The organism is Lentzea sp. NPDC058436 (assembly GCF_042721515.1).
Taxonomy (GTDB): Bacteria; Actinomycetota; Actinomycetes; order Mycobacteriales; family Pseudonocardiaceae; genus Lentzea.
In genome coordinates this window covers 82,436-104,363 of record NZ_JBHXLF010000007.1, presented here as the reverse complement: position 1 = coordinate 104,363, position 21,928 = coordinate 82,436, and the positions used below count along the sequence as shown (strand labels likewise).

At 68.5% G+C, this 21,928-nt stretch carries 18 protein-coding genes and 1 pseudogene; 7 read left to right on the top strand and 12 right to left on the bottom strand.

Annotated elements, in window-relative coordinates:
- The first annotated feature begins 23 nt into the window (after window positions 1-23).
- A complete protein-coding gene (secA2, locus tag ACFWN2_RS25580; RefSeq protein WP_382431391.1) occupies window positions 24-2,309 on the top strand; it encodes an accessory Sec system translocase SecA2 in 2,286 nt (761 codons plus the stop codon).
- A 3-nt stretch (window positions 2,310-2,312) separates the two neighbouring features.
- On the opposite strand, the gene ACFWN2_RS25575 is transcribed toward secA2, so the two are convergent.
- The 5 genes from ACFWN2_RS25575 to ACFWN2_RS25555 form a co-directional block, all read right to left on the bottom strand.
- Window positions 2,313-2,585, bottom strand: a complete 273-nt coding sequence (locus ACFWN2_RS25575; protein ID WP_382431389.1) for a hypothetical protein — start codon at window positions 2,583-2,585, stop codon at window positions 2,313-2,315.
- Window positions 2,586-2,629: 44 nt separating this feature from the next.
- Entirely contained in the window at window positions 2,630-3,742 is a 1,113-nt protein-coding gene (locus ACFWN2_RS25570) for an aromatic ring-hydroxylating dioxygenase subunit alpha (protein WP_382431387.1), read from the bottom strand.
- Window positions 3,739-4,836 (bottom strand): N-methyl-L-tryptophan oxidase, encoded by a 1,098-nt coding sequence (gene solA, locus ACFWN2_RS25565; RefSeq protein WP_382431385.1) that lies wholly within the window; start codon window positions 4,834-4,836, stop codon window positions 3,739-3,741. Before solA ends, ACFWN2_RS25570 begins: the two co-directional genes overlap by 4 nt.
- Window positions 4,833-7,199, bottom strand: coding sequence for an FAD-dependent oxidoreductase (locus ACFWN2_RS25560; RefSeq protein WP_382431383.1), 2,367 nt, complete (start codon window positions 7,197-7,199; stop codon window positions 4,833-4,835). The genes solA and ACFWN2_RS25560 overlap by 4 nt, the downstream gene beginning before the upstream one ends.
- Window positions 7,200-7,353: 154 nt before the next feature.
- Window positions 7,354-8,283, bottom strand: a complete 930-nt coding sequence (locus ACFWN2_RS25555; RefSeq protein ID WP_382431381.1) for an NADP-dependent oxidoreductase — start codon at window positions 8,281-8,283, stop codon at window positions 7,354-7,356.
- 72 nt (window positions 8,284-8,355) lie between these two features.
- On the opposite strand from ACFWN2_RS25555, the pseudogene ACFWN2_RS25550 reads away from it, so the two are divergent.
- Window positions 8,356-8,703, top strand: a pseudogene (locus tag ACFWN2_RS25550) (winged helix-turn-helix transcriptional regulator); the annotation flags it as partial.
- Window positions 8,704-9,035: 332 nt separating this feature from the next.
- Here ACFWN2_RS25550 and ACFWN2_RS25545 read toward each other — a convergent pair.
- Complete coding sequence (locus tag ACFWN2_RS25545; RefSeq protein ID WP_382431379.1) at window positions 9,036-9,806, bottom strand: IclR family transcriptional regulator; 771 nt, start codon at window positions 9,804-9,806, stop codon at window positions 9,036-9,038.
- Between the two features lie 119 nt (window positions 9,807-9,925).
- Here ACFWN2_RS25545 and ACFWN2_RS25540 point away from each other — a divergent pair, with 119 nt between their 5' ends.
- The 5 genes from ACFWN2_RS25540 to ACFWN2_RS25520 all read left to right on the top strand — a co-directional run bounded on the left by ACFWN2_RS25540 (window position 9,926) and on the right by ACFWN2_RS25520 (window position 15,797).
- Window positions 9,926-10,246 carry a bifunctional 3-phenylpropionate/cinnamic acid dioxygenase ferredoxin subunit gene (locus ACFWN2_RS25540; protein WP_382431377.1) on the top strand — a complete coding sequence of 107 codons (321 nt, stop codon included), beginning with the start codon at window positions 9,926-9,928 and terminating at the stop codon, window positions 10,244-10,246.
- Complete coding sequence (locus ACFWN2_RS25535; RefSeq protein ID WP_382431375.1) at window positions 10,243-11,337, top strand: NAD(P)/FAD-dependent oxidoreductase; 1,095 nt, start codon at window positions 10,243-10,245, stop codon at window positions 11,335-11,337. The genes ACFWN2_RS25540 and ACFWN2_RS25535 overlap by 4 nt, the downstream gene beginning before the upstream one ends.
- 91 nt (window positions 11,338-11,428) lie before the next feature.
- Entirely contained in the window at window positions 11,429-12,859 is a 1,431-nt protein-coding gene (locus ACFWN2_RS25530; protein ID WP_382431373.1) for an aldehyde dehydrogenase family protein, read from the top strand.
- Window positions 12,856-14,325 (top strand): GMC family oxidoreductase, encoded by a 1,470-nt coding sequence (locus ACFWN2_RS25525; RefSeq protein WP_382431371.1) that lies wholly within the window; start codon window positions 12,856-12,858, stop codon window positions 14,323-14,325. The genes ACFWN2_RS25530 and ACFWN2_RS25525 overlap by 4 nt, the downstream gene beginning before the upstream one ends.
- Window positions 14,326-14,327: 2 nt before the next feature.
- Window positions 14,328-15,797 carry an APC family permease gene (locus tag ACFWN2_RS25520; protein WP_382431369.1) on the top strand — a complete coding sequence of 490 codons (1,470 nt, stop codon included), beginning with the start codon at window positions 14,328-14,330 and terminating at the stop codon, window positions 15,795-15,797.
- Here the strand turns inward: ACFWN2_RS25520 and ACFWN2_RS25515 are convergent.
- The 6 genes from ACFWN2_RS25515 to ACFWN2_RS25490 all read right to left on the bottom strand — a co-directional run bounded on the left by ACFWN2_RS25515 (window position 15,780) and on the right by ACFWN2_RS25490 (window position 21,898).
- Window positions 15,780-17,324 carry a helix-turn-helix domain-containing protein gene (locus ACFWN2_RS25515; protein WP_382431367.1) on the bottom strand — a complete coding sequence of 515 codons (1,545 nt, stop codon included), beginning with the start codon at window positions 17,322-17,324 and terminating at the stop codon, window positions 15,780-15,782. The two genes, ACFWN2_RS25520 and ACFWN2_RS25515, sit on opposite strands and share 18 nt — an antisense overlap.
- On the bottom strand, window positions 17,321-18,613 hold the full coding sequence (locus tag ACFWN2_RS25510) for an MFS transporter (RefSeq protein ID WP_382431365.1): 1,293 nt from the start codon (window positions 18,611-18,613) through the stop codon (window positions 17,321-17,323). The genes ACFWN2_RS25515 and ACFWN2_RS25510 overlap by 4 nt, the downstream gene beginning before the upstream one ends.
- A 10-nt stretch (window positions 18,614-18,623) precedes the next feature.
- A complete protein-coding gene (locus ACFWN2_RS25505) occupies window positions 18,624-19,355 on the bottom strand; it encodes an SDR family NAD(P)-dependent oxidoreductase (RefSeq protein WP_382431363.1) in 732 nt (243 codons plus the stop codon).
- 294 nt (window positions 19,356-19,649) lie between these two features.
- Window positions 19,650-20,669 carry an LCP family protein gene (locus ACFWN2_RS25500; RefSeq protein ID WP_382431361.1) on the bottom strand — a complete coding sequence of 340 codons (1,020 nt, stop codon included), beginning with the start codon at window positions 20,667-20,669 and terminating at the stop codon, window positions 19,650-19,652.
- A 76-nt stretch (window positions 20,670-20,745) separates the two neighbouring features.
- A complete protein-coding gene (locus ACFWN2_RS25495; protein ID WP_382431359.1) occupies window positions 20,746-21,132 on the bottom strand; it encodes a DUF3037 domain-containing protein in 387 nt (128 codons plus the stop codon).
- Window positions 21,116-21,898, bottom strand: a complete 783-nt coding sequence (locus tag ACFWN2_RS25490) for a HipA family kinase (protein ID WP_382431357.1) — start codon at window positions 21,896-21,898, stop codon at window positions 21,116-21,118. Before ACFWN2_RS25490 ends, ACFWN2_RS25495 begins: the two co-directional genes overlap by 17 nt.
- Window positions 21,899-21,928 lie beyond the last annotated feature (30 nt).

Here is a 21,928-nt window from a genome sequence, read left to right as displayed (position 1 = left end):
CCGATGCCGTACGTTGGCGCGTCGTGACCACTCTCATGGCGCGCTTCAAGCAGCGGATGCGCAGGTTCGCGCAGAAACCGGGCTCTGTCGACCTCGCCCCGTTCCAGGCAATGCTCGCGGACGTGGAGAAACACGCTGACGCGTTCAAGGCGTTCAGCGACGAGGAGCTGACGGAACACGCCAAGAAGCTGCGTGAGAAGAGCACGGACACCGAGCTCGTCGCCCTCACGAGAGAAGCCGCGGAACGCGCCATCGGGCAGCGGCCGTTCGACGTGCAGGTGCTGGGTGCGCTGGGCATGCTGAGCGGCCTCGTGGTCGAGATGGCGACCGGTGAGGGCAAGACGCTCGCGGGCGCCATGGCCGCGGCCGGGTTCGCGATCAAGGGCAAGCGCGTCCACGTGGTCAGCGTCAACGACTACCTCGCCCAGCGCGACGCGGAGTGGATGGGGCCGCTGTACCGGCTGCTCGGCGTCGAGGTGGGCTGGATCAACGGCTCGTCGAAGGCCGAGGAGCGCCGCGAGGCGTACCAGTGCGAGGTCACGTACGCGCCGGTCAGCGAGATCGGGTTCGACGTCCTGCGCGACCGGATCGTCACGAGCCCCGAGGACCAGATCGTCCCCGAGCAGCAGGTGGCGCTCATCGACGAGGCCGACTCGGTGCTCGTGGACGAGGCGCGCGTGCCGCTCGTGCTCGCCGGCTCGACCAGCGCGGAGGCGGCCGACCCCGTCATCGCCGACCTGGTGAAGCGGCTGCGGCAGGAGCTGCACTTCGAGATCGACGACGAGGAGCGCAACGTCTTCCTCACGGGTGCGGGGTCGGAGGCCGTCGAGCGCGCGCTCGGCGAGATCGACCTGTACTCGCAGGAGCACGTCACGTCCACGCTGTCGAAGGTCAACGTTGCGCTGCACGCGCAGGTGCTGCTGCACCGCGACGTCGACTACATCGTGCGTGACGGCAAGGTGCACCTGATCAACGACACGCGTGGCCGTGTCGCGAAGCTGCAGCGGTGGCCGGACGGCCTGCAGGCCGCGGTCGAGGCCAAGGAGAACGTCCAGACGACCGAGTCGGGCGAGATCCTCGACTCGATGACGGTGCAGGCGCTGCTGTCGCGCTACCCGACGCGCTGCGGCATGACCGGTACCGCCGTCGCCGTCGCCGAGACGCTGCGGGAGTTCTACGAGCTCGAGGTGCTCGTGATCCCGCCGAACAAGGAGAACATCCGCGAGGACGAGCACTTCCGCCTCTACGCGACGCTGGAGCAGAAGGAAGACGCGATCGTCGAGGAGATCAAGACGGTCCACGAGACGGGCCGCCCGATCCTCGTCGGCACGCTCGACGTCGCCGAGTCCGAGCGGATCTCCTCGAAGCTGCGCGCCGCCGACATCGAGTGCGTGGTGCTCAACGCGAAGAACGACGCCGAGGAAGCGTCGATCATCGCCGACGCGGGTTCGTACCAGCGCATCACGGTCTCCACGCAGATGGCCGGTCGCGGTACCGACATCCGCCTGGGCGGCCACGAGGGCGAGGACCACGACCGGATCGCCGAGCTCGGCGGCCTGTACGTGATCGGCTCGGGGCGCCACTCGTCGTCGCGCCTGGACGACCAGCTGCGCGGCCGCGCCGGTCGTCAGGGCGACCCCGGCGGCTCTGTGTTCTTCTCGTCCATGCAGGACGACCTGATCACCCAGTACGCGCCGGACGCCGAGGACCCGTCCGAAGTGGACAACGACGGACGGGTGCACGACAAGGGCCTGCTGCACACCTTCGAGCACGCCCAGCGCGTGGCCGAGGGCGTGAACTTGGAGATCCACCGCAACACGTGGCGCTACAACAAGCTGATCGAGCACCAGCGGGACATCCTGCTGCGGCACCGCGACGTCGTGCTGCGCACCGACGCGGCGTTCGAGAAGGTCGGCGAGAAGGAAGGCGCGTCCGACGAGGTGGCCGCGGAAGCCGCCCGCAAGATCACGCTGTTCTTCCTCGACGACCTGTGGACGCACCACCTGACGTTCCTGTCGGACCTGCGCGAGGGCATCCACCTGCGGGCGCTGGCGCGGCAGAACCCGCTGGACGAGTTCCACCGCGAGGCCATCCCGGCGTTCAACAAGATCGTGCCGGAGTCGTGGGAGCTCACCAAGGAGAAGTACGAGGCGGCCAAGATCACCGACGACGGCTACGACCTCGCCGACGCCGGGGTGAAGCGCCCCAGCTCGACGTGGACGTACCTGGTGCACGACAACCCGTTCGGCTCCGGGCTCGAGGAGTCGATGAAGGGTCTCGTGAAGATGGTGCGCGGGCAGCGCCGCTGACAGCTACATCTTCCCGGGGACGACGAGGTCGTCCGCGGGTCTGGCGGGCCGGGGCAACGTCTCGGCCCGTCTGACGTTTCCGGGCACCGCGGCCGCGGTCATCTCGTCGGTCAGCTTCTTGATCTCCGCGAGGATGTCAAGGTGCTCCTGCGACGGCGGCGGTCCCACGAAGTTGGACCTGTCGTGCGCCGTCCGTTCCGCTCGCTCGGCCAACAGCCGGATGCGGCGGAGGAGATCGGGCTCCCCTTGGGGGAGCAAGAGGTTGCTCTGCTCCATCACCCGTGCCAGCTTTCGCCGTGCACGGGTGACGAGTCGATCCCCTAGTCGGCTGATTCCAGTTTGTGGACCAGCCACGCGTGGAAACCGCCGATGTGGTGCTCCGACGGCACCAGCACCCCGCCCTGCGCGTAGGCGCGGGAGGCCATCGCCGGCTGGCATCGCTCGCAGGCTTCGAAGTCCTGTTCGTTCACCCGGTGGAACAGCTCGACCGAGCGAGTGACGTCACGGCCGGTGTCGACGACTTCCTTGGCGTAGAGCCAATCGCACTCGACGACGGTCCGGTCCGCGGCCAGCGGGTACATCCGGTGGACGATCACGTGATCCGGCACGAGGTTGATGAACACCTGCGGTTTGACGGTGATGGCGTAGTACTTCCTGTCGCGTTCCTCTTCCAGGGCGGAGAGTTTCTCGAATCCCTCGCTGCCGTCGACGGTGAAACCCTTGATGTCGTCGCCGAACTCCGCGCCGTGCCCGACGTAGTACTGCGCCGCGTAGCCGTCGGCGAACTCGGGCAGCACCTCCGTGAGCTCGGGGTGGATCGTCGCGCAGTGGTAGCACTCCATGAAGTTCTCGATGATGAGCTTCCAGTTGGCCTTGACGTCGTAGACGATTCGTTTGCCCACGGACAACTGGTCGATCTCGTAGCCGTCGATGCCGTCGAGCGTTCCCAAACGTTCGGTGACGGCGCTCAGCACGTCGTCCTCGAAGCTCGGAGGTTCGTCGGCCAGGTTCACCCAGGCGTACCCGAGCCACTCGCGCAAGTGCACCTTCGTCAGTCCGTACGCAACGCGATCGACGTCCGGCATCGAGGTGAGATTGGGTGCGGCGATCAGGTTTCCGTCCAACGCGTACGTCCAGGCGTGGTAAGGGCACTGGAACGCGCGTTTGACGCTTCCGGCCTCGTCGACGCAGATCCGCGCGCCGCGATGCCGGCAGACGTTCAGGAACGCGTTGAGGCCGCCTTTGCGGTCACGGGCGATGAGCACGCTCTCCCGGCCGACCTGCACCGTGCGGAAGTCGCCGGCGTTCGGGAGGTCGCCGGAGCGGACGGCGCAGAACCACATCCGCTCGAAGATGGCCGCCTGTTCCCGCGCGAAGATCGCGGGATCGGTGTAGTAGCGGCCCTCAAGGGTGGAGATCAGGCTGCCGGTCATGCTCCGCCTCTCAGACGAGCAGGGTCGAACAGGGCGATCGGGTGCCGCGTGGCCCCGTCGATCGTGAGGTCGGCGAGGATCTCGCCGACGACGGGCACGAACTTGAAGCCGTGCCCCGAGAAGCCGCACGCCACCGTCACGCCCTCCTCGCGGGCGATGACGAAGTGCCGGTCCGCGGTGTTGGTGTACAGGCAGGTCGCGGCGCGCTGGAACGATCCCGCGAGGCCGGGCATCGGCGACCTCGTCGCGTTCGCCATGGCCTCGACCTCGTGGGCGTGCACGGTGCGGTCGACGGTGTCGGCCGTGCACGGCTGTCCGCCGTGGTGGAACGCGACCTTCACCGCGCCGTCGAGCTCGGGGAAGCCGTAGAACTTCGTGCCGTCGGCGCGGTCCCAGATGTAGATCGGGTGGTCACGGAAGTCCTCGGCCGGCGTGAAGTAGTGCTGGACGGCACGTTCGATCTCAAACGGGATTCCCAGGCGTCCCAACAACTCCGGCGCCCACGGGCCTGGGCACACGACGACGTGCTCGGCCTCGTAGGTCGCCTTGGCCGTCGTGACCCTGCCGGGCTCCCAGTGCGTCACGGGCTCTTCGAAGTGCAGTTCGGCGCCTGCCCGTTCGGCGAGCGCGAGATGCGCCCGCACGGCCGTTTCCGGCACCACGAGCCCGGCGCCGTCCTCGTACAGCGCGATCTCGTCCGGCCAGGGGTTCAGCCGGGGGAAGCGGACGCGGATCTCCCCCGCGTCGAGCAGCTCGTGCCTGATGCCCCACTGTTCGGCGCTGGCCCTGCTGCCCGCGATCGCCTCGGAGTCCGGCCCGCCGACGATGATGCCGCCGACGCGGTGGAAGATCCGCTCGCCGCTGTCCCGTTCGATCTGGTCCCACATCTCGTGGGCCCTGAGCAGCAACGGCACGTACGCCGGGTCCTCGAAGTAGGCCTGCCGCGTGATGCGCGACCCGCCGTGGCTCGATCCCCGCGCGTGCACGGGCGTGAACCTCTCCAGTCCCAGCACGCGCAGGCCTCGCTGGGCGAGCCGGTACGCGGCGGCACTGCCCATGCCGCCGAGCCCGATGACGACGACGTCGTACGTCATCCGCGGAGCCGCTTCATCTCGGGGTCGAACAGCGGTTCCGGGGCCGGGCGGGCGGTGACGCGGCGTCCGAAGTACTCGATCTCCACCTCGTCGTCGATCTCGCTGGGCAGCCAGGCGTAGGCGATGTTCAGGCTGGTCGTGTAGCCGTAGGCGGCGCTCGTCACGTAACCGACGGGTTCGCCTTGGTGGAACACGGGTTCGCTGCCCAGCACGACGCTGTGCGGGTCGTCGATCGTGAGGCAGGTGAGCTTCTTGGTCGAGGTGAGGTTGTGCAGCGATCCCTTGCCGAGGAACTCCTTGTCCTGGCGCACCGCGAACCCGAGCCCCGCCTCGAACGGGTCGTGCTCGGTCGTCACGTCCGTGCCCCAGGAGCGGTAGCCCTTCTCCAGGCGCAGGCTGTTGAACGCGCCGCGCCCGGCCGCGATGACGCCGTGCCGCTGTCCCGCCTCCCACAGCGTGTCCCACAGCTTCGGGCCGAGGTCCGCGGTGGTGTAGAGCTCCCAGCCGAGTTCGCCCACATAGGACAGTCGCAGCGCCGTCACCGGAACGTTCTTGACGAACGCCCTTTGTGCGGTGAAATAGCCCTTCTTCGTGTCCAGGGTGTGCGGAATGTCGTTGATCAGGTCGCGGGCGAGCGGGCCCCACAGGCCGATGCAGCACGTTCCGGCCGTGATGTCCCTGATGAAGACGTCGTCCGGCGCGTGGCGGGTGAGCCAGTCGAGGTCGAGGTTGCCGTTCGCGCCGATCTGGAACGTCGTGGCGTCGAGACGTGCGACCGTGAGGTCGCTGCGCACACCGCCCTGCTCGTCGAGCAGCAACGTGTAGACGACCGCGCCGGGCTTGCGATTGAGGTTGTTGGTCGTCATGCGCTGCAGGAACTCCGGCGCGCCCGGACCGCTGACCTCCAGCCGTTTCAACGAGGTCATGTCGAACAGCGCGACCCGCTTGCGCGTCACCAAGGCCTCGGCGCCGCAGATCGGTGACCAGTACCGGCTCGCCCACTCGTCGCGTTCCGGTACCTCGGCCACTTCCGGCAGGTCCGCGTTGGCCTCGTACCAGTGCGGCCGCTCCCAGCCGGACGCCTCCAGGAAGAACGCGCCGAGCTCCTGCTGCCTGCTGTAGAACGGGCTCGTGCGGATCGGCCGCGGGCTTTCCATGGGCTGCAACGGGTGCAGCAGGTCGTAGACCTCGACGAAGTTCTGGCAGCTGCGTTCCAGCACGTAGTCGGGCGCGAGCTGCACCTGCTCGAACCGGTTGAGGTCGCTGGAGTGCAGGTCCAGCTCCGGCTGCCCGTCGACGATCCACTCGGCCATCGACCGCGCGACGCCCGCGGAGTGCGTGATCCACACGGCCTCCGCGACCCAGAATCCCTTCAGGCCGGGGTGCTCGCCCAGCAACGGCATCCCGTCGCTGGTGAACGAGAACAGCCCGTTGAAGCCGCGGTCGACCCCGGCCTCGGCCAGCGCGGGGATCAGCTCGACGGCCGACTCCCAGGAGGCCTTGAAGTCCTCCTCCGTGAACGGCAGCTCGGAGCCGGTGATGTCGTGGGCTGCGATGGGCATGGGCTTGTGCCCGTACGCGCCGATGCCCATCGCCTGGCCGTGCGAGCGGAAGTACAGGTCGGCTTCCTGGTGCCTGAGGATCGGCTGGCGTGCCAACGCGTCCGCGTCGGCGTTCAGGTCGCCGGTGAACGCGTACTGGTGCGCCATCGGTACGAGCGGCACGGTCAGCCCGACCATCTCGCCCAGCACCGGTCCCCACATCCCGGCGCACGACACGACGACGTCCGCTTCGAACACGTCGGTCTCGGTCCGCACGCCGGTGACGCGGTCGCCCCTCGTCTCGATCGCGACGACCTTCTGCCCGTACACGAACCGCGCACCGCGTTCGATCGCCCGCTGCGCCTGGATCTCGGCCGCTCGCACCGGCTTCGCGAGGCCGTCGCTCGGGATCAGAAACCCGCCGAGCAGCTGCTCCCGGTCCAGCAACGGGTGCAGCCGCGCGACCTCGTCCGCGTCGACCAGCCGGCTCTCGACGCCCCACGACGTGGCCCAGCCGTGCCGTCGGGAGAGGTCGGCGAGCCTGTCGGGGCTCGTGGCGATCTCCAGGCCGCCGACCTGGTCGAAGCAGCCCAGCGCGGTGTACTTCTCGACGGTGTAGCGGGCGAACTGGGTCATGCTGCGGCACGGGTTGGTCTGGAAGACCAGGCCGGGGGCGTGCCCGCTGGACCCGCCCGCCGCCGGACCGGCGGCCTGGTCGAGGACCGTGACGTCGGTGAAGCCCCGTTCGGTGAGCTCGTCGGCCAGCGCGCATCCGACGATCCCCGCACCCACGAGCACCACGCGAGGCACTTCACCAGGCATCAGGACACCCCTTCGCCGCAGTTGCGAGTCGCAGAACTCGTTCCGCTATCAGCAACAAATTGCGGCCAGCGCGTCCGGCTGTCAATACCGCCGTTCGCGCGTCCGGGGTCTGACGCTGCGTGAAACCGGGCAAACGGGAAGGTTCGCCGCAGGCTCAGACGGTGAGGACGAGCTTGCCCTGGAGATGGCCGCCGTCGAGCACCCGATGCGCGTCGGCGACGCGGTCGAACGGGAAGGTCCGCTGCACGTGGACGCGGAGCCGGCCCGCCTCGACGAGGTCGACGAGACCGCGCAGTGCCACCGGATCGGGGTCGACCGCCACCCCGCTGAAGCGCATCCCGGCCGCCTCGTACCGGGCGATGAGCGCAGGGTCGTCCTCGGCGGTCGCCGTCACCAGATGTCCACCGGGCCTGAGAACCTCTAACGATCGTTCGACGGTCTCACCACCGATCGTGTCGAGGACGACATCGACATCGCGGACCACCTCGGCGAAGTCGACCGCCCCGTAGTCGACGACCTCGTCGGGCCCGAACCTCTCGACGAACTCCCGCTTGCCCCTGCTCGCCGTCGTGATCACGTACGCCCCCAGTGCCTTCGCGATCTGGATCGCGACGTGCCCGACCCCTCCACCACCGCCGTGCACCAGCACCCGATCGCCCTCGCTCACGTTGCCGAGGTCGACGAGCCCCTGCCACGCCGTCAGCCCGACGACCGGCAGCGCCGCCGCCTCGACGTGCGAGAGCGACGCGGGCTTGCGCACGAGGTGCAACGCCGGCGCAGCCACGACCTCGGCGTACCCGCCCGCCGCGCGAGGGAACAGCGGCATCCCGAAGACCTCGTCACCGGGCCTGAACCGCCACGTCTGCGGCGCGTCCTCGACCACGCCGCTGACGTCCCAGCCGAGGACGAACGGCGGCCGCCCGATCAGCGGGAACTCACCGGCCCGCAGCCGTGCCTCCAGCGGGTTCAGCCCGATCGCCCTGACTCGCACGAGGACCTCGGTCGGCAGGGGCCGGGGCTCGGGCGCGTCCACGACGGTGAGCACCTCGGGACCGCCGAGCGCGTGCTGGGTGATGACTCGCATGACTCTCCTTGGCAGTGAGGGAAAACCCCACGCTAGGAAGCCGAAAGGAACCCGCGGGTACCCTTCGAGGTCATGAGCGGGTTCGGCCCCGGCGGGCCTTTTCTCGCCGACTGCCCGGCACGCTTGACGGTCGAACTGATCGCCGACAAGTGGACGGTGGTCGTGCTCTCCGGCCTCAGCGAGGGCCCGGTGCGCCACGGCGAGCTGGTCGAGCTGATCGGCGGCATCTCCCGGAAGGTGCTCACCCAGACGTTGCGCAGGCTGGAGACGCACGGCCTCATCCGCCGCCACGCCTACGCCGAGGCGCCGCCCCGCGTCGAGTACGAGCTCACGCCGCTGGGGGCGACGCTGATCGACCCGATCAGGGCGCTGTCGGACTGGGCGAGGGCGAACGGCGACGCGGTGCTGGACGCTCTCGACGGGGAGCGGGGACCGGTGCTCGAAGGCGACCACGTGCCGGCGCCCGACTCGGCCGCCGGCCACCCCGGGTCAAGGCCCAACGCTCCCGCCGGCCACTCCTAGCAGTTGCTCGACCCACGCCCGGCAGGCTGCGATCCGGTGCTCGGCGGCAACCCCGGGCCGGCCCCACAGCGCCCGCCGGGAGAACGAGCCAACGCGTCCGCCGAGCACCTCAGCCCATCCCGTGAGCCCACCAGCCGCCCCGAGCCCGCCGCCAGCCCATCCCGACACCCGCCAGCCATCCTGAACCGGTCGCCGGCGAACGCTGAGCCCCTGCTCCCGGCTCCCCGCCCCTACCCGGCGAAGTACCCGAGCTGCGCCGACAGGTCCGCCGCCGCCGTCGACATCGTCGGCACGATCTCCTCCACCCGCTGCCGAGACAGCCGGTACGACGGCCCGGACGCGCTCATGGCCGCGACCACCTCACCCCGGTGCCCGCGCACCGGCACGGCGACCGCGTGCAGCCCCAGTTCCAGCTCCTCGAAGCACGCCGCGAACCCCTGGGACGCCACCGCGTCCAGCTCGCTCAAAAGCGTCGCGCCGTCCACGACGGTCTTCTCGGTGTACGAGTCGAGGGGCAGCGCGACCAGGCGGCGGCGTTCGTCCGACGGCAGGTACGCGAGCAGGACCTTGCCGGACGACGTGGCGTGCAGGGGTGTGCGCTGGCCGATCCAGTTCACGGCGGACACTGCCGCCGAGCCTCGGGCCTGGGTGATGTTGATGGCGACGCCGGCGTCGTGCACGGCGATGTTCACGGTCTCGCCGAACGAGTCCGCGAGGGTCTGGCAGACGGGCTGGCCGAGTTTCGTGAGGTCCATGCGGCCGGTGGCGGCGCCGGCCAGCCGCACGACGCCGAAGCCGATGGCGTACTTGCCCCTCTCACCGAGCTGTTCGACCAGGCCGCGCGACTCCAGCACGGAGACGAGTCTGGACACCGTGGACTTGTGCACGCCCAGCTCACCGGCGATTTCGGTGATACCGGCCTCGCCCTGGGCGAGGAGTTCGAGCACGCTGATGGCCCTGTCCACGGACTGCACCTGAGCTGCCGAGTCGGAGTTGCTCATCGCGCAACAGTAATCGACAGGCAAAACAGTCTGCTGGACTCTTGACGGCGGGTCGTCTGGGCCGCACATTGTGTTGCGTCATTCGGAACGTGTGCCGTGTTACGCAACGGAGGCCGACGATGATCCGTGCCTGCGCTCTCATGGACCTGCCCCCAGGGGAGGCGGTTCGCATCGTCGGTCCTCACGCGCCGATAGCGGTCTTCAACGCCGACGGCGTCATCTACGCCATCGACGACACCTGCACGCACCAGGACGCCTCGCTGAGCGAGGGCTGGCTGGAGGGGTGCTTCGTCGAGTGCCCGCTGCACGCCGCCGCCTTCGACCTTCGCACCGGCGAGCCGACTTGTCTGCCCGCCAAAAGATCGGTGAGGACCTACTCCGTTTTTGTTAAAGATGGAGAGGTCTATGTCGATGTCGAAGTGAACAAGGACGTGGCGTGAAGACGATCGCGATCATCGGCGCATCACTGGCCGGTCTGAGGTCGGCGCAGGCACTGCGCCAGCAGGGGTTCGACGGACGGCTCGTCGTCGTGGGCGACGAGATCCACCTCCCCTATGACCGGCCTCCTCTCTCGAAGGACTTCCTGCTCGGCAAGGTCGAGGCGGTGCCGCTCGCCGACCAGGAGGACATCGACGCGCTCGGCGCGCAGTGGCGGCTCGGCGTGCGGGCGACGGGGCTGCTCTCCACCGGCGAGGTCGCGCTCAGCGACGACTCGACCGTCGAGGCCGACGGCATCGTCATCGCGACGGGCGGCCTGCCGCGCACGATCCCCGGCACGCACGTCCTGCGCACGCTGGACGACGCCGTCAAGCTCCGCGAGGCGTTCGGCACCGCGCAGCACGTCGGTGTCATCGGCGCCGGGTTCATCGGTGCCGAGATCGCCTCCAGTGCGCGCGCTCTCGGCAAGGACGTGACCGTCGTCGAGGCGCTTCCCACGCCTCTCACGCGCGTTCTCGGCGCCGAGATGGGTGCCGCATGTGGACATCTGCACGGCGACCATGGATCAACGTTGATTACTGGAATCAACGTTGATTCAGTCAACGTTGACGGCGGAATCAACCTCGCGGACGGCCGTCAAGTCAACGCTGACGTCGTCGTCGCGGGCATCGGCACGCGTCCGGCGACCGACTGGCTCGCCGGCGGGCCGGTCCGCCTCGACAACGGCGTCCTGTGCGACGCGGGCGGCGTGACGAACGTGAAGAACATCGTCGCGGTCGGCGACGTCGCGAACTGCGCGGGCCATCGCGCCGAGCACTGGACGTCCGCGACCGAACAGGCACAAGTTGCCACCCGGAACCTGCTCGCGGGCGAGACCGTCACGACCCACACCGGCGGCGGATACGTCTGGTCGGATCAGTACGGCGTGCGAATCCAGTTCATCGGACGAGCGACGCGTGACGTTCGCGTCGAAGATGGGTCCATCGAGGACAGGAAGTTCGTGGCGACCTATCGAGACGGTGACGGCGTCGTCGGCATCGTGGCCATGAGCAACGCACGGCTTTTCACCAGGCTCCGCAGGAACCTGAAGTAGGAGACGGTCGTCACGGTTTACCGCCACCGGCGACCGGCTACACCCCGATGTCCTTCGTGGACAGACGAACAGGGAGGCCAGAGTGTCGCCGGTGCGGCAGATCATCAACCCCTATGACCAGAGTGTTCTCACCGAGGTCGAGGACCAAACCCGCGACCAGGCGATCACCGCGATCGGGAAGGCCAGAGACGCCTTCGACCACGGTGACTGGCCGCACGCCAGCCCCGAGCACCGCGCCGCCGTGCTGCACCGCGTCGCGGACCTCCTGGAGCGGGACAAGGAGGACATCGCCCGCACCGAGACGCTCGACACCGGCAAGACGCTGGTCGAGAGCCGCATCGACGTGGACGACGTCGCCGCCGTGTTCCGCTACTACGGCAACCTCGCCGGGCTGCTGCACCCGAAGGTCGTCCAGGGCGTGCCGGACGACGTCATCAGCCGCATCGACTACGAACCCGTGGGCGTCTGCGGCCTCATCGCGCCGTGGAACTACCCGCTGCTCCAGGTCTCCTGGAAGATCGCGCCGGCCCTGCTCGCGGGCAACACGCTGATCGCCAAGCCCAGCGAGATCACCCCGCTGAGCACGATCAAGCTGTTCGAGCTGCTGCAGGAGGCCGGGCTGCCCGACGGCGTCGCGAACCTCGTGCTCGGCACCGGGCCGGAGGTCGGCGCTCCGCTGTCCGAGCACCCGGACGTCGACCTGATCTCGTTCACCGGCAGCCTCGCCACCGGTCAGCGGATCATGGCGTCGGCCGCGAAGACCGTGAAGAAGGTCGCCCTCGAACTCGGCGGCAAGAACCCGAACATCGTCTTCGCGGACGCCGACATCAACGTCGCCGTCGACTACGCGCTCACCGCCGCGTTCTTCCACGCGGGCCAGGTCTGCTCGTCGGGCACGAGGCTCATCGTGCACAGCAGCGTCTACGACGACTTCGTGAACGAGGTCGCGCGCAGGGCCGATCTCATCAAGCTGGGCAACGGTTTCGACGAGGACACCGAGTCCGGTCCGCTGGTGAGCGCCGAGCACCGCGCGAAGGTCGAGAGCTACGTCGACATCGCGAAGCAGGAGGGCGCGACCCTCAAGGCAGGCGGCAAACGCCCCGACGAAGCCGAGCTGCAGAACGGTTTCTTCTTCCGCCCCACCGTCTACGCGGACTGCACCAGGGACATGAGGCTCGTCCAGGACGAGACGTTCGGCCCGATCATCACCGCGGAGCGCTTCGACACCGAGGAGGAGGCGGTCCGGCTCGGCAACGACACCGAGTACGGCCTCGCGGGCGGCGTCTGGAGCCAGGACCTGGAGAAGGCGCAGCGCGTCGCGAAGAAGCTGTGTCACGGCACGGTCTGGATCAACGAGTTCGGCCCGTACCTGCCGCAGGCCGAGTGGGGCGGTTTCAAGCGCTCCGGCGTCGGCCGCGAGCTCGGCACCGCCGGTCTGCACGAGTACACAGAGCCCAAGCACGTGTACCAGAACCTCAAGCCACAACCCCAGAACTGGTTCGCGCGAAGGGACTCCCAGTGACCGCGTACGACTACGTGATCGTCGGCGGCGGCACCGCGGGCTGCGTCCTCGCCGCGAGGCTGACCGAGGACCCCTCGACCACGGTCGCGGTGATCGAGGGCGGGCCGTCCGACGTCGGTGACGAGAAGATCCTGAACCTGCGCAACTGGATCAACCTGCTGGAGACCGAGTACGACTACGACTACCCGACGGTCGAGCAGCCGCGTGGCAACTCGCACATCCGGCACAGCCGCGCCAAGGTGCTCGGCGGGTGTTCCAGCCACAACACGCTGATCTGCTTCCAGCCGCTGCCGCAGGACCTCGACGACTGGGGCCACGGCTGGACGTGGGACGCCGTCGGCCCGTACTTCGACAAGGTCCAGCTCAACATCATCCCGGTGGTGGAGAAGGACAGGAACCCGATCGCCAAGGACTTCGTGGCGGCCGCGCGCAAGGCCGTCGACGTCCCGGAGGTCGACAACTTCAACGCCGCGCCGTTCGAGGACGGCGTCGGCTTCTTCTCCATCGCCTACCACCCGGAGAAGAACAACCAGCGGTCCAGCGCCAGCACCGCCTACGTGCACCCGATCCTCGAACGCAGGAACCTCACGCTGCTGCTCAACACGTGGGCCGGCAGGATCGAGTTCGACGGCGACCGCGCGATCGGGGTGCACACCGACAAGGGTTATGTCGAGGCCAACAAAGAGGTTCTGCTCTGCGCGGGCGCGATCGACACGCCCCGGCTGCTGATGCTCTCGGGTGTCGGCGACGCCGAGCACCTCAACAGCATCGGCATCACCCCGAAGCACGACCTGCCCGGCGTCGGCGAGAACCTGCTCGACCACCCGGAGTCGGTGATCGTCTGGGAGACCACGAAACCGCTGCCGGAGAACTCGGTGATGGACTCCGACGCCGGCCTGTTCGTCCGGCGCGACGAGTCCGACCCGAGGCCGGACCTGATGTTCCACTTCTACCAGATCCCCTTCACCACCAACACGGAACGCCTCGGCTACCCGGCGGTGGAGCACGGGGTCTGCATGACGCCGAACATCCCGAGGCCGCACAGCAAGGGCAGGCTGTGGCTGAAGTCGAACGACCCGGCCGAGAAGCCCGCGCTCGACTTCGGGTACTTCACCAACCCGGACGGCTACGACGAGCAGACCCTCGTCGACGGCTTCAAGATCGCACGCCAGATCGCCGAGCAGGAGCCGCTGAAGTCGTGGCTCAAGCGGGAGATCGCGCCCGGACCGGACGTCACGAGCGACGAGGCCCTCTCCGAGTACGGCCGGAAGGCGGCGCACACCGTCTACCACCCGGCGGGCACGTGCGCCATCGGGTCCGTTGTGGACGGTGACCTGAAGGTCATCGGACTCGAAGGCCTCCGCGTCGTCGACGCGTCCGTGTTCCCGACCATGCCCACCGTGAACCCCATGGTCACGGTGCTCATGATCGGAGAACGCGCCGCAGACCTGATCAAGGGGGCGTGACGATGACGGCGACAGCCGAAGACCGGCTCAAGGACCTCGGGTACACGTCGGAGTTCAAGCGGGACATGAGTCCCTGGGCGAACTTCTCGCTGGGGTTCACGTACCTCTCCCCCGTGGTCAGCACGTACACGCTGTTCGGCGTCGCCCTCGCCCTGGGCGGCCCGCCGATGATCTGGAGCTTCGTCGTCGCGGGCGTCGGCCAGTTCCTGGTCGCGCTCATCTTCGGCGAGCTCGTGGCGCAGTACCCGGTGGCGGGCGGCGTGTACCCCTGGGCGCGCCGCCTGTGGGGCAAGCGCTGGGCGTGGATGACCGGCTGGGTCTACATGATCGCCCTGCTGGTCACCATCGCGTCCGTCAGCTACGGCGCGGGCCCTTATCTGGCAACGCTTCTCGGTTACACGGCCAACGTCGGCAACACGGTGCTGTGCGCGATCGCGATCATCGCGGTCTCGACGCTGATCAACTACGCGGGCACGAAGGTGCTGTCCTGGGCCGCGATCTTCGGGTTCGCCGCGGAGATCGTCGGCGCGCTGGTGGTCGGCATCTGGCTGCTCGTCGACAACCGCGTGCACGGCCTGGGAGTGCTGTTCGACAGCTTCGGCGCGGAGGGTTCGGGCAGCTACCTGCCGGCGTTCTTCGCGGCGGGCATCATCGGCCTCTACCAGTACTACGGCTTCGAGGCGTGCGGGGACACCGCGGAGGAGGTCAAGGACCCCGGCCGCGTCATCCCGAAGGCCATGCGCCGCACCATCTACATCGGCGGCGCGGCGGCCACGTTCGCGTGCCTGTCGCTGCTGCTGGCGGTGCCGGACTTCGGCAAGGTCATCAGCGGCGAGGACGCCGACCCGGTCACGAACATCCTGACCAACGCGTTCGGCCCGGTCGGCTACAAGATCGTGATCGGTGTCGTGCTGATCTCGTTCCTGTCCTGCACGATGTCGTTGCAGGCGGCGGCCTCCCGGCTGACGTACTCCTACGCCCGCGACAAGATGGTGTTCGGGCACAAGGCACTGGCGAGGTTCAACAAGAAGCGTCACATCCCGCCGTACGCGCTGGCGCTCGCCGGTGTGATCCCGGCGGTCATCGTGGTCGCGTCGATGCTGTCCACGAACGCGCTGGACAAGATCGTGTCGTTCGCGACGCTCGGCATCTACCTGGGCTTCCAGATGGTCGTGTTCGCGGCGCTGCGGGCGCGGCTCAAGGGCTGGACGCCGTCGGGCGAGTTCACGCTCGGCCGGTGGGGTCTCGTCGTCAACGTGCTGGCGCTCGCGTACGGCGTGGCGGCGATGGTGAACATGGTGTGGCCGCGCACGCCGGACGCACCCTGGTACGACAACTACATCGTCATCCTGAGCGGTGTCCTGGTCGTCGGCATCGGCCTGGTGTACATGCTGATCGCCAAGCCGTTCGGCAACTCCGACGCGGCCGCGGGCGATGCGGTACCCGTCAAGGACTCACTGCAGGCGGAGTAGGCGCAGGGCGAGCTGCACCTCCAGCACGCGGTCGGGCGACTGCCAGTCGCCGAGCAACGACGTGACTCGATCTAGCCGTTGCGTGACCGTGTTGACGTGGAGGTGCAGCTCCGCCTTGGCACGGCTGAGGTTCGCGCCGCAGCGGAAGTAGACCTCCAGCGTGTGCACCAGGTCCGTACCGCGTTCGGCGTCGTAGTCGAGCACCGGCCCGAGCACCGACCGCACGTAGCCGGAGACGTTCGCCCGATCACCGAGCAGCACGCCGACGAACCCGAGGTCGGCCATCGTCGCGGCGTCCTTCTCCCGGCCCAGCTGCCGCAACGCCTTCAGGCACCGCCGCGCCTCCTCGTACGCCTCGGCGATCGCCGCCGGTCCCGCGACCGGACCGCACGCGCCGACCGTCGCGTCCAGCGCCTTGGCCACCTCACGCGCGACGTCCGTGGACGCCGAGGGCAGCGCCAGCACGACGTCCCGCCCGCGCGACCCCGCCAGTCCTCTGTGGACCGACGCGTAGTGCGTGGCACCGGAGAGGTTGCCGTCCGCCACCAGGACCACGTGCGGCTCCGACAGCTCCACCCCGACCCGGCGCCCTCGCGCCAGCAGCCCGGTCGCGTCCCGCCCGTCCAGGATGTCGGTGATCAGCTCGCCGCGGACCTTGTTCTCCGCCTCGGCCACGGTCCGGCGCAGCAGCAACAGCAACGCCGTCACGGCCGCCGACCGCTCGAACACCCTGCGGTCCGCGTCGGTCAGGTCGGGGCGGCCGGACAACGCGATCCCGCCCAGCAGCTCGGACCCGGCCAGCACGGCGCACACCCACACCTCGCCGAGCAGCACCGCGCGCCCGTTGGCCCGCACCGCGGCGGGAGGCACGACGTCGAACACGTCGACGGGTCCGCCGAGCAACTCCCCCACCGCGGCGGCGACCTCGGCCGAGGAACCGCCGCGCAGCACCAGGTCGGTGAGCCGGTCGTGGGCCTCCTCGGCCCGTTTCATGGCCTGGTTGTGCGACTGGATCGTCGCGAACAACGACGCCGTGTCGATCGCGATGGCCGCGTGGTCGGCCAGCGACTGCAGCAGCGCGACCTCCTCGGGCGGGAACTCCCGCGAGGTCCGGTCGGCCGCGTACAGCACGCCGATGACCTTCGAGTCGAGCTTCAGCGGCACGCCCAGGATCGCCGCCAGGCCCTCGTCGCGCACGGCCACGTCGATCGGCCGGGTGTGGTTGAACCGGGCGTCCGCGAAGTAGTCGGCGGTCGCGTAAGGACGGGCGGTCTGCGCCACGAGTCCACCAAGACCCTCGCCGAGCCCCAGCCGCACTTTCTGGAACAACGGCGAGAACGACCCGTCCGTCACCCTCATGTAGGTGCCGGCCGGGTCGTTCATCGACAGGTACGAGACGTCCGTCCCGAGCAGCGTCCGCGCTCTGCGCACGATCGAGCGGAGGACCGCGTCCGGGTCGCGGATGCCCGCGAGCTCGGACGCGGTCTCGAACAACGCCGCCAGTTCGGCCTCACGCCGTCGTGTCACACCCCAACCCTGTCACGATCCTCCAGATCCGCACCACGGGTCTCCTTGGCCAGCAGGATCGCGATCACCGTGATCACGCACGTGGCCACCACGTAGATCGAGATCGGCAGTGAGGCCCCGAACTCCTTCAGCAACGCCGTCGCGATCAACGGGGCCAGCGCGCCCGCCGCGATCGACGCCAGCTGGTAGCCGACCGACGCGCCCGAGTACCGCACCCGCGTCCCGAACAGCTCCGAGAAGAACGCCGCCTGCGGCCCGTACATCGCGCCGTGCAGCACCAGCCCGATCGTCGTCGCCAACGTGATCAGCACCGGGTCCTTCGTGTCGAGCAACGCGAAGAACGCGAAGATCCAGACGCCCATGCCGACCGCGCCGACGAGGTAGATCGACCGCCGCCCGAACCTGTCGGACAGATGACCCCACACCGGGATCGACACCAGGTGCACGGCCGAGGCGATCAGCACCGCGTTGAGCCCCACCGACTTCGACAACCCGAGCCCTGTCACCACGTAGACCAGGATGAAGGCGGTGATCACGTAGTAGGACACGTTCTCGGCGAACCGGGCGCCCATCGCGATCAGCACCTCGCGCCAGTTGTGCTTGAGCAGCACGAGGACCGGCGCCTTCTCCTCGACGGGCTCCTTCGCGCGCTTCTCCTGCGCCGCCAGGAAGATCGGCGACTCGGACACCGTCAGCCGGATCCAGAGACCGATCACCACGAGCACACCGGAGAGCAGGAACGGGATGCGCCAGCCCCACGCCAGGAAGTCCTCGTCCGACTGCACCGCCGCCAGGATCGCGAGGACACCCGTCGCCAGCAGGTTCCCGCACGGCACACCGGCCTGCGGCCACGACGCCCAGAACCCGCGTCGTTTCGCGTCACCGTGCTCGGAGACGATCAGCACGGCCCCGCCCCACTCACCGCCGAGCGCGAAACCCTGCACCAGGCGCAGGAACGTCAGCAGCAAGGGCGCCAGGATGCCGACCGACGCATAGGTCGGCAGCACGCCCATGAGCATCGTCGCGCCACCCATCAGCAGCAACGACAGCACCAGCAACTTCTTGCGCCCCAGCCGGTCGCCGAAGTGGCCGAAGACCACACCGCCCAGCGGCCGCGCCAGGAAGCCGATCGCGTACGTCGTGAACGCGAGCAGCGTGCCGTTCAACGGGTCCGCCGTCGGGAAGAAGAGCTTGTTGAACACCAGAGCGGCTGCCGAGCCGTAGAGGAAGAAGTCGTACCACTCGACAGTTGTTCCGATGAGCGAAGCGCCTACCACTTTTTTGATCATCGACAACTCCTCATTGAGCTGACCAGCCGCCATCGACGGCCAACGACGTACCGGTGACAAAACTGTTGTCGCACAACCACAGCACCGCGGAGGCCACCTCGGAAGGCTCCATCATCCGTTTGACTGCGCTGCGCTGGAGGAAAATCCGCTCCGGGACCTCCGACTCGGGGATCCCGTGCACCTTCGCCTGGTCCGCGATCTGCTTCTCCACCAAGGGGGTCCGCACGTAACCGGGTGCCACGCAGTTGGACGTGACGCCGTGCGGCGCGCCTTCCAGCGCGGCGACCTTGGAGAACCCCTCCAGGCCGTGCTTCGCGGCGGTGTAGGCGGACTTGAACGCGGACGCGCGGATGCCGTGGACGCTGGTGATGTGCACCAGCCGGCCCCAGCCGCGGTCGTACATGTGCGGCAGCACGTGGCGGGTGAGGCGGAACGCGGCCCCCACCATCAGGTCGAGCATCATCGAGAAGCGCTCGACGGGGAACTCGTGGATGGGCGCGACGTGCTGCACGCCGGCGTTGTTGACCAGGACGTCGATCCCGGTGGGGAGCGAGTCGACCGGTCCGGTCAGGTCGAGGACGTGACCGACGCCACCGAGTTCTTCCGCGAGGGAGTGAACCTCGGGGTCGAGGTCGACCAGATGAACCTCGGCGCCTTCGTCGGCCAGCCTGCGAGCGCAGGCGAGGCCTATGCCGCTCGCGGCTCCGGTGACCAGCGCGGTGTGACCCGTGACACTCGACATGCCGAGAACGGTAGGCGTGTCAGGGCGGACGTGACATGTGGCTCACCCACATAACGCCTGGTCAACGGGTGGCTTTAGTCGACATTTAGCAGGAAATAGGCATATGTGCCGGGCGACTGGGTAAAGAGGCGTAGGCTCCCGTCACCTGAACGGGGGAAGATCTTTACGAGGGGGACACACCCATGTCGACAACACCCATTTACGACGACCTCCTGCGCGAGCTCGAAGGCATCGCGCAGGAGGCCGGTCTGACCGACTCGGAGCCCACTCCCGAGCCCGTCAAGTCGTAGGGAACTACTTCGGAGGGGCGATCAGCTCGGCGGGCACCGGCTGGTCCTTGCTGATCAGGTCGAACAGCTCGGACGCCTTCTCCTTGTTCCACTGCACGACCGAGCCCGCACCGGGCACCGTCGGCGTGGACCCGACCGGCACCGTTCCGCTCGTCGCGTCGCTCATGTTCAACGCGACGCTGGCCAGGTGCCACACGTGGTCGTCCTCGTTGACCGACACCGCTCCGGACGCCGCGTTCATCAGCGGGATGACGCGGAACGGGTTCGCGAGCGTCGCCGGGCTCTTCACCTTCTCGAAGAGCGCCGACAGGAACTTGCGCTGGTTCTGCACGCGCTGCAGGTCGGCGGTCGCGAACGCGCGGGTCCGCACGAACCCGAGCGCCTGCGGCCCGTCGAGCTCCTGGCAGCCCGCTGCCAGGTCGATGCCGGCCAGCGGGTCCTTGATCGGCTCGTCGAGGCAGATGTCGACACCGCCGACCGCGTCGACCATGTCGGAGAACCCGCCGAAGCCGATCTCCATGTAGTGGTCGATCCGCACGCCGGTGGCGCCCTCGACGGTCTGCACGAGCATCTGCGGCCCGCCGAACGCGTACGCCGCGTTGACCTTGTTGCGCCCGTTGTCCGGGATCGCGACGTAGGAGTCACGCGGGATCGACACCAGCACCGGCTTGGCGGCGCTGTTGTCCGGCAGGTGCAGCATCATGATGGTGTCGGTACGCCGTCCGCCGGCGTCACCGGTGGCGAGCGCGTCCTTCTGCTCCTGCGTCAGGCCTTCCCGCGCGTCCGATCCGACGAGCAGCCAGGTGGTGCCCGGCGTCTCGGCCGGCCGGCCCTCGTAGTCCGGCAGCGCGTTGATCCGGGTCAGCGTCGAGTCGACGTAGAACCCGAATCCGACGATTCCCAGAACCAGGACGAGCAGCAGCACCAGAATGACGCGTCCCGGACGCCTCTTCTTCTTCATCGGCCGCTGCGGCGGCATGGGACGCCGCGGCTGCTGGTAGCCGTGGTGATACCCAGCGCTCATGTGTCGCCAACCCCGATCGCATCAGTTTCGCTTTGCAACTAGGGACGCCGTTCGTCCCGTTAGGTTGCGAGGAAACCTACCGGGGTGGCAGCACCAACGCCTCGAAAAGCCTGGTGACCTCGGCGGACGGGTCGTCGGTCCAGCCAGTGTGAGCGGGTGAGGTCTGCACGATGGTGCTGCGGGGCGCGGTCAGCCAGCGGAACCGCTGCCCGATCGTCGTCCCGCTGACCGGACCAGCGGCGGGACTGCCGTCGCACGAGTTGGTGAGGTGCTCCAGGCTGCTTTCGAGCATCTCGACGTCGAGGTGCGGGTCCAGCACCCTCAGCCGGTCACCGTCCACATAGGTCTTGGCGCACAGGAAGTCCAGCGGCGCGCAGTAGACGAGGACGCCGACGTTCATGAACTCGCCGCGCTCCTGCCGCGGCACGGCCCGCAGCAGCGCGTACTCAAACACGTGCGGCACGCGCGGCCTCCAGCGAGTCGACCCAGCCGCGGTTCGCGAGGCGGTAGGTGAAGAAGTCCTTGTAGCGCTGACGGAGTTCGGTGGGATCGCCTTCGAGCCACTCGTCGGGAACGAGCGCGAGCACCTCGTCGAGCAGCTCCGGCGTGACCCGCCGCGCCATCTCGGCGTCCACTTCGGACACCGAGGCCGCGTTGGGCAGCATCGCGTGGTCCGAGGCGTCGTAGCGGTAGTCGCGCATGTTCCATTCTGGGGTGGGCCGGGATCCCTCGCTCCACGAGTAGTGGAAGTAGAGCGCGGCGCCGTGGTCGATCAGCCACGGTTCGCGGTGCCACAGCAGCATGTTCGGGTTGCGCCAGCTGCGGTCCACGTTGAGCACCAGCGCGTCGAACCACAGCAGCCTCGTGGCGAGTTCGACGCCGGGGTCGCGCACGACCGGGTTGAAGTCGAACGAGCCGGGCAGGTAGTCGAGCCCGAGGTTGAGGCCGCCGCTGGCCCGCAGCAGCTCCTGGACCTCCTGGTCGGGTTCGGCGCGCGCCAGCTCGGGGTCGAGGTGCACCAGGACGATCTCGGGTATCCGGAAGCCCAGCCCGCGCGCCAGCTCACCGACGACGATCTCGGCGACCAGCACCTTCACGCCCTGTCCGGCGCCTCGGAACTTCACCACGTACATACCCAGGTCGTCGGCCTCGACCAGTCCCGGCATCGACCCGCCCTCGCGGAACGGGGTGACGTAGCGGGTGGCCGTGACCTCCCTCAGAAGACTCACCCGCGCATGATCACACGAAGACCCTCCCGA

Excerpts from the sequence above, each read along its gene's own strand:
- ACFWN2_RS25575 (WP_382431389.1), bottom strand. The coding sequence starts at position 2,585 with ATGGAGCAGAGCAACCTCTTGCTCCCCCAAGGGGAGCCCGATCTCCTC.
- ACFWN2_RS25570 (WP_382431387.1), bottom strand. The coding sequence starts at position 3,742 with ATGACCGGCAGCCTGATCTCCACCCTTGAGGGCCGCTACTACACCGAT.
- solA (WP_382431385.1), bottom strand. The coding sequence starts at position 4,836 with ATGACGTACGACGTCGTCGTCATCGGGCTCGGCGGCATGGGCAGTGCC.
- ACFWN2_RS25560 (WP_382431383.1), bottom strand. The coding sequence starts at position 7,199 with ATGCCTGGTGAAGTGCCTCGCGTGGTGCTCGTGGGTGCGGGGATCGTC.
- ACFWN2_RS25555 (WP_382431381.1), bottom strand. The coding sequence starts at position 8,283 with ATGCGAGTCATCACCCAGCACGCGCTCGGCGGTCCCGAGGTGCTCACC.
- ACFWN2_RS25545 (WP_382431379.1), bottom strand. The coding sequence starts at position 9,806 with ATGAGCAACTCCGACTCGGCAGCTCAGGTGCAGTCCGTGGACAGGGCC.
- ACFWN2_RS25540 (WP_382431377.1), top strand. The coding sequence starts at position 9,926 with ATGATCCGTGCCTGCGCTCTCATGGACCTGCCCCCAGGGGAGGCGGTT.
- ACFWN2_RS25520 (WP_382431369.1), top strand. The coding sequence starts at position 14,328 with ATGACGGCGACAGCCGAAGACCGGCTCAAGGACCTCGGGTACACGTCG.
- ACFWN2_RS25510 (WP_382431365.1), bottom strand. The coding sequence starts at position 18,613 with ATGATCAAAAAAGTGGTAGGCGCTTCGCTCATCGGAACAACTGTCGAG.
- ACFWN2_RS25505 (WP_382431363.1), bottom strand. The coding sequence starts at position 19,355 with ATGTCGAGTGTCACGGGTCACACCGCGCTGGTCACCGGAGCCGCGAGC.
- ACFWN2_RS25500 (WP_382431361.1), bottom strand. The coding sequence starts at position 20,669 with ATGAGCGCTGGGTATCACCACGGCTACCAGCAGCCGCGGCGTCCCATG.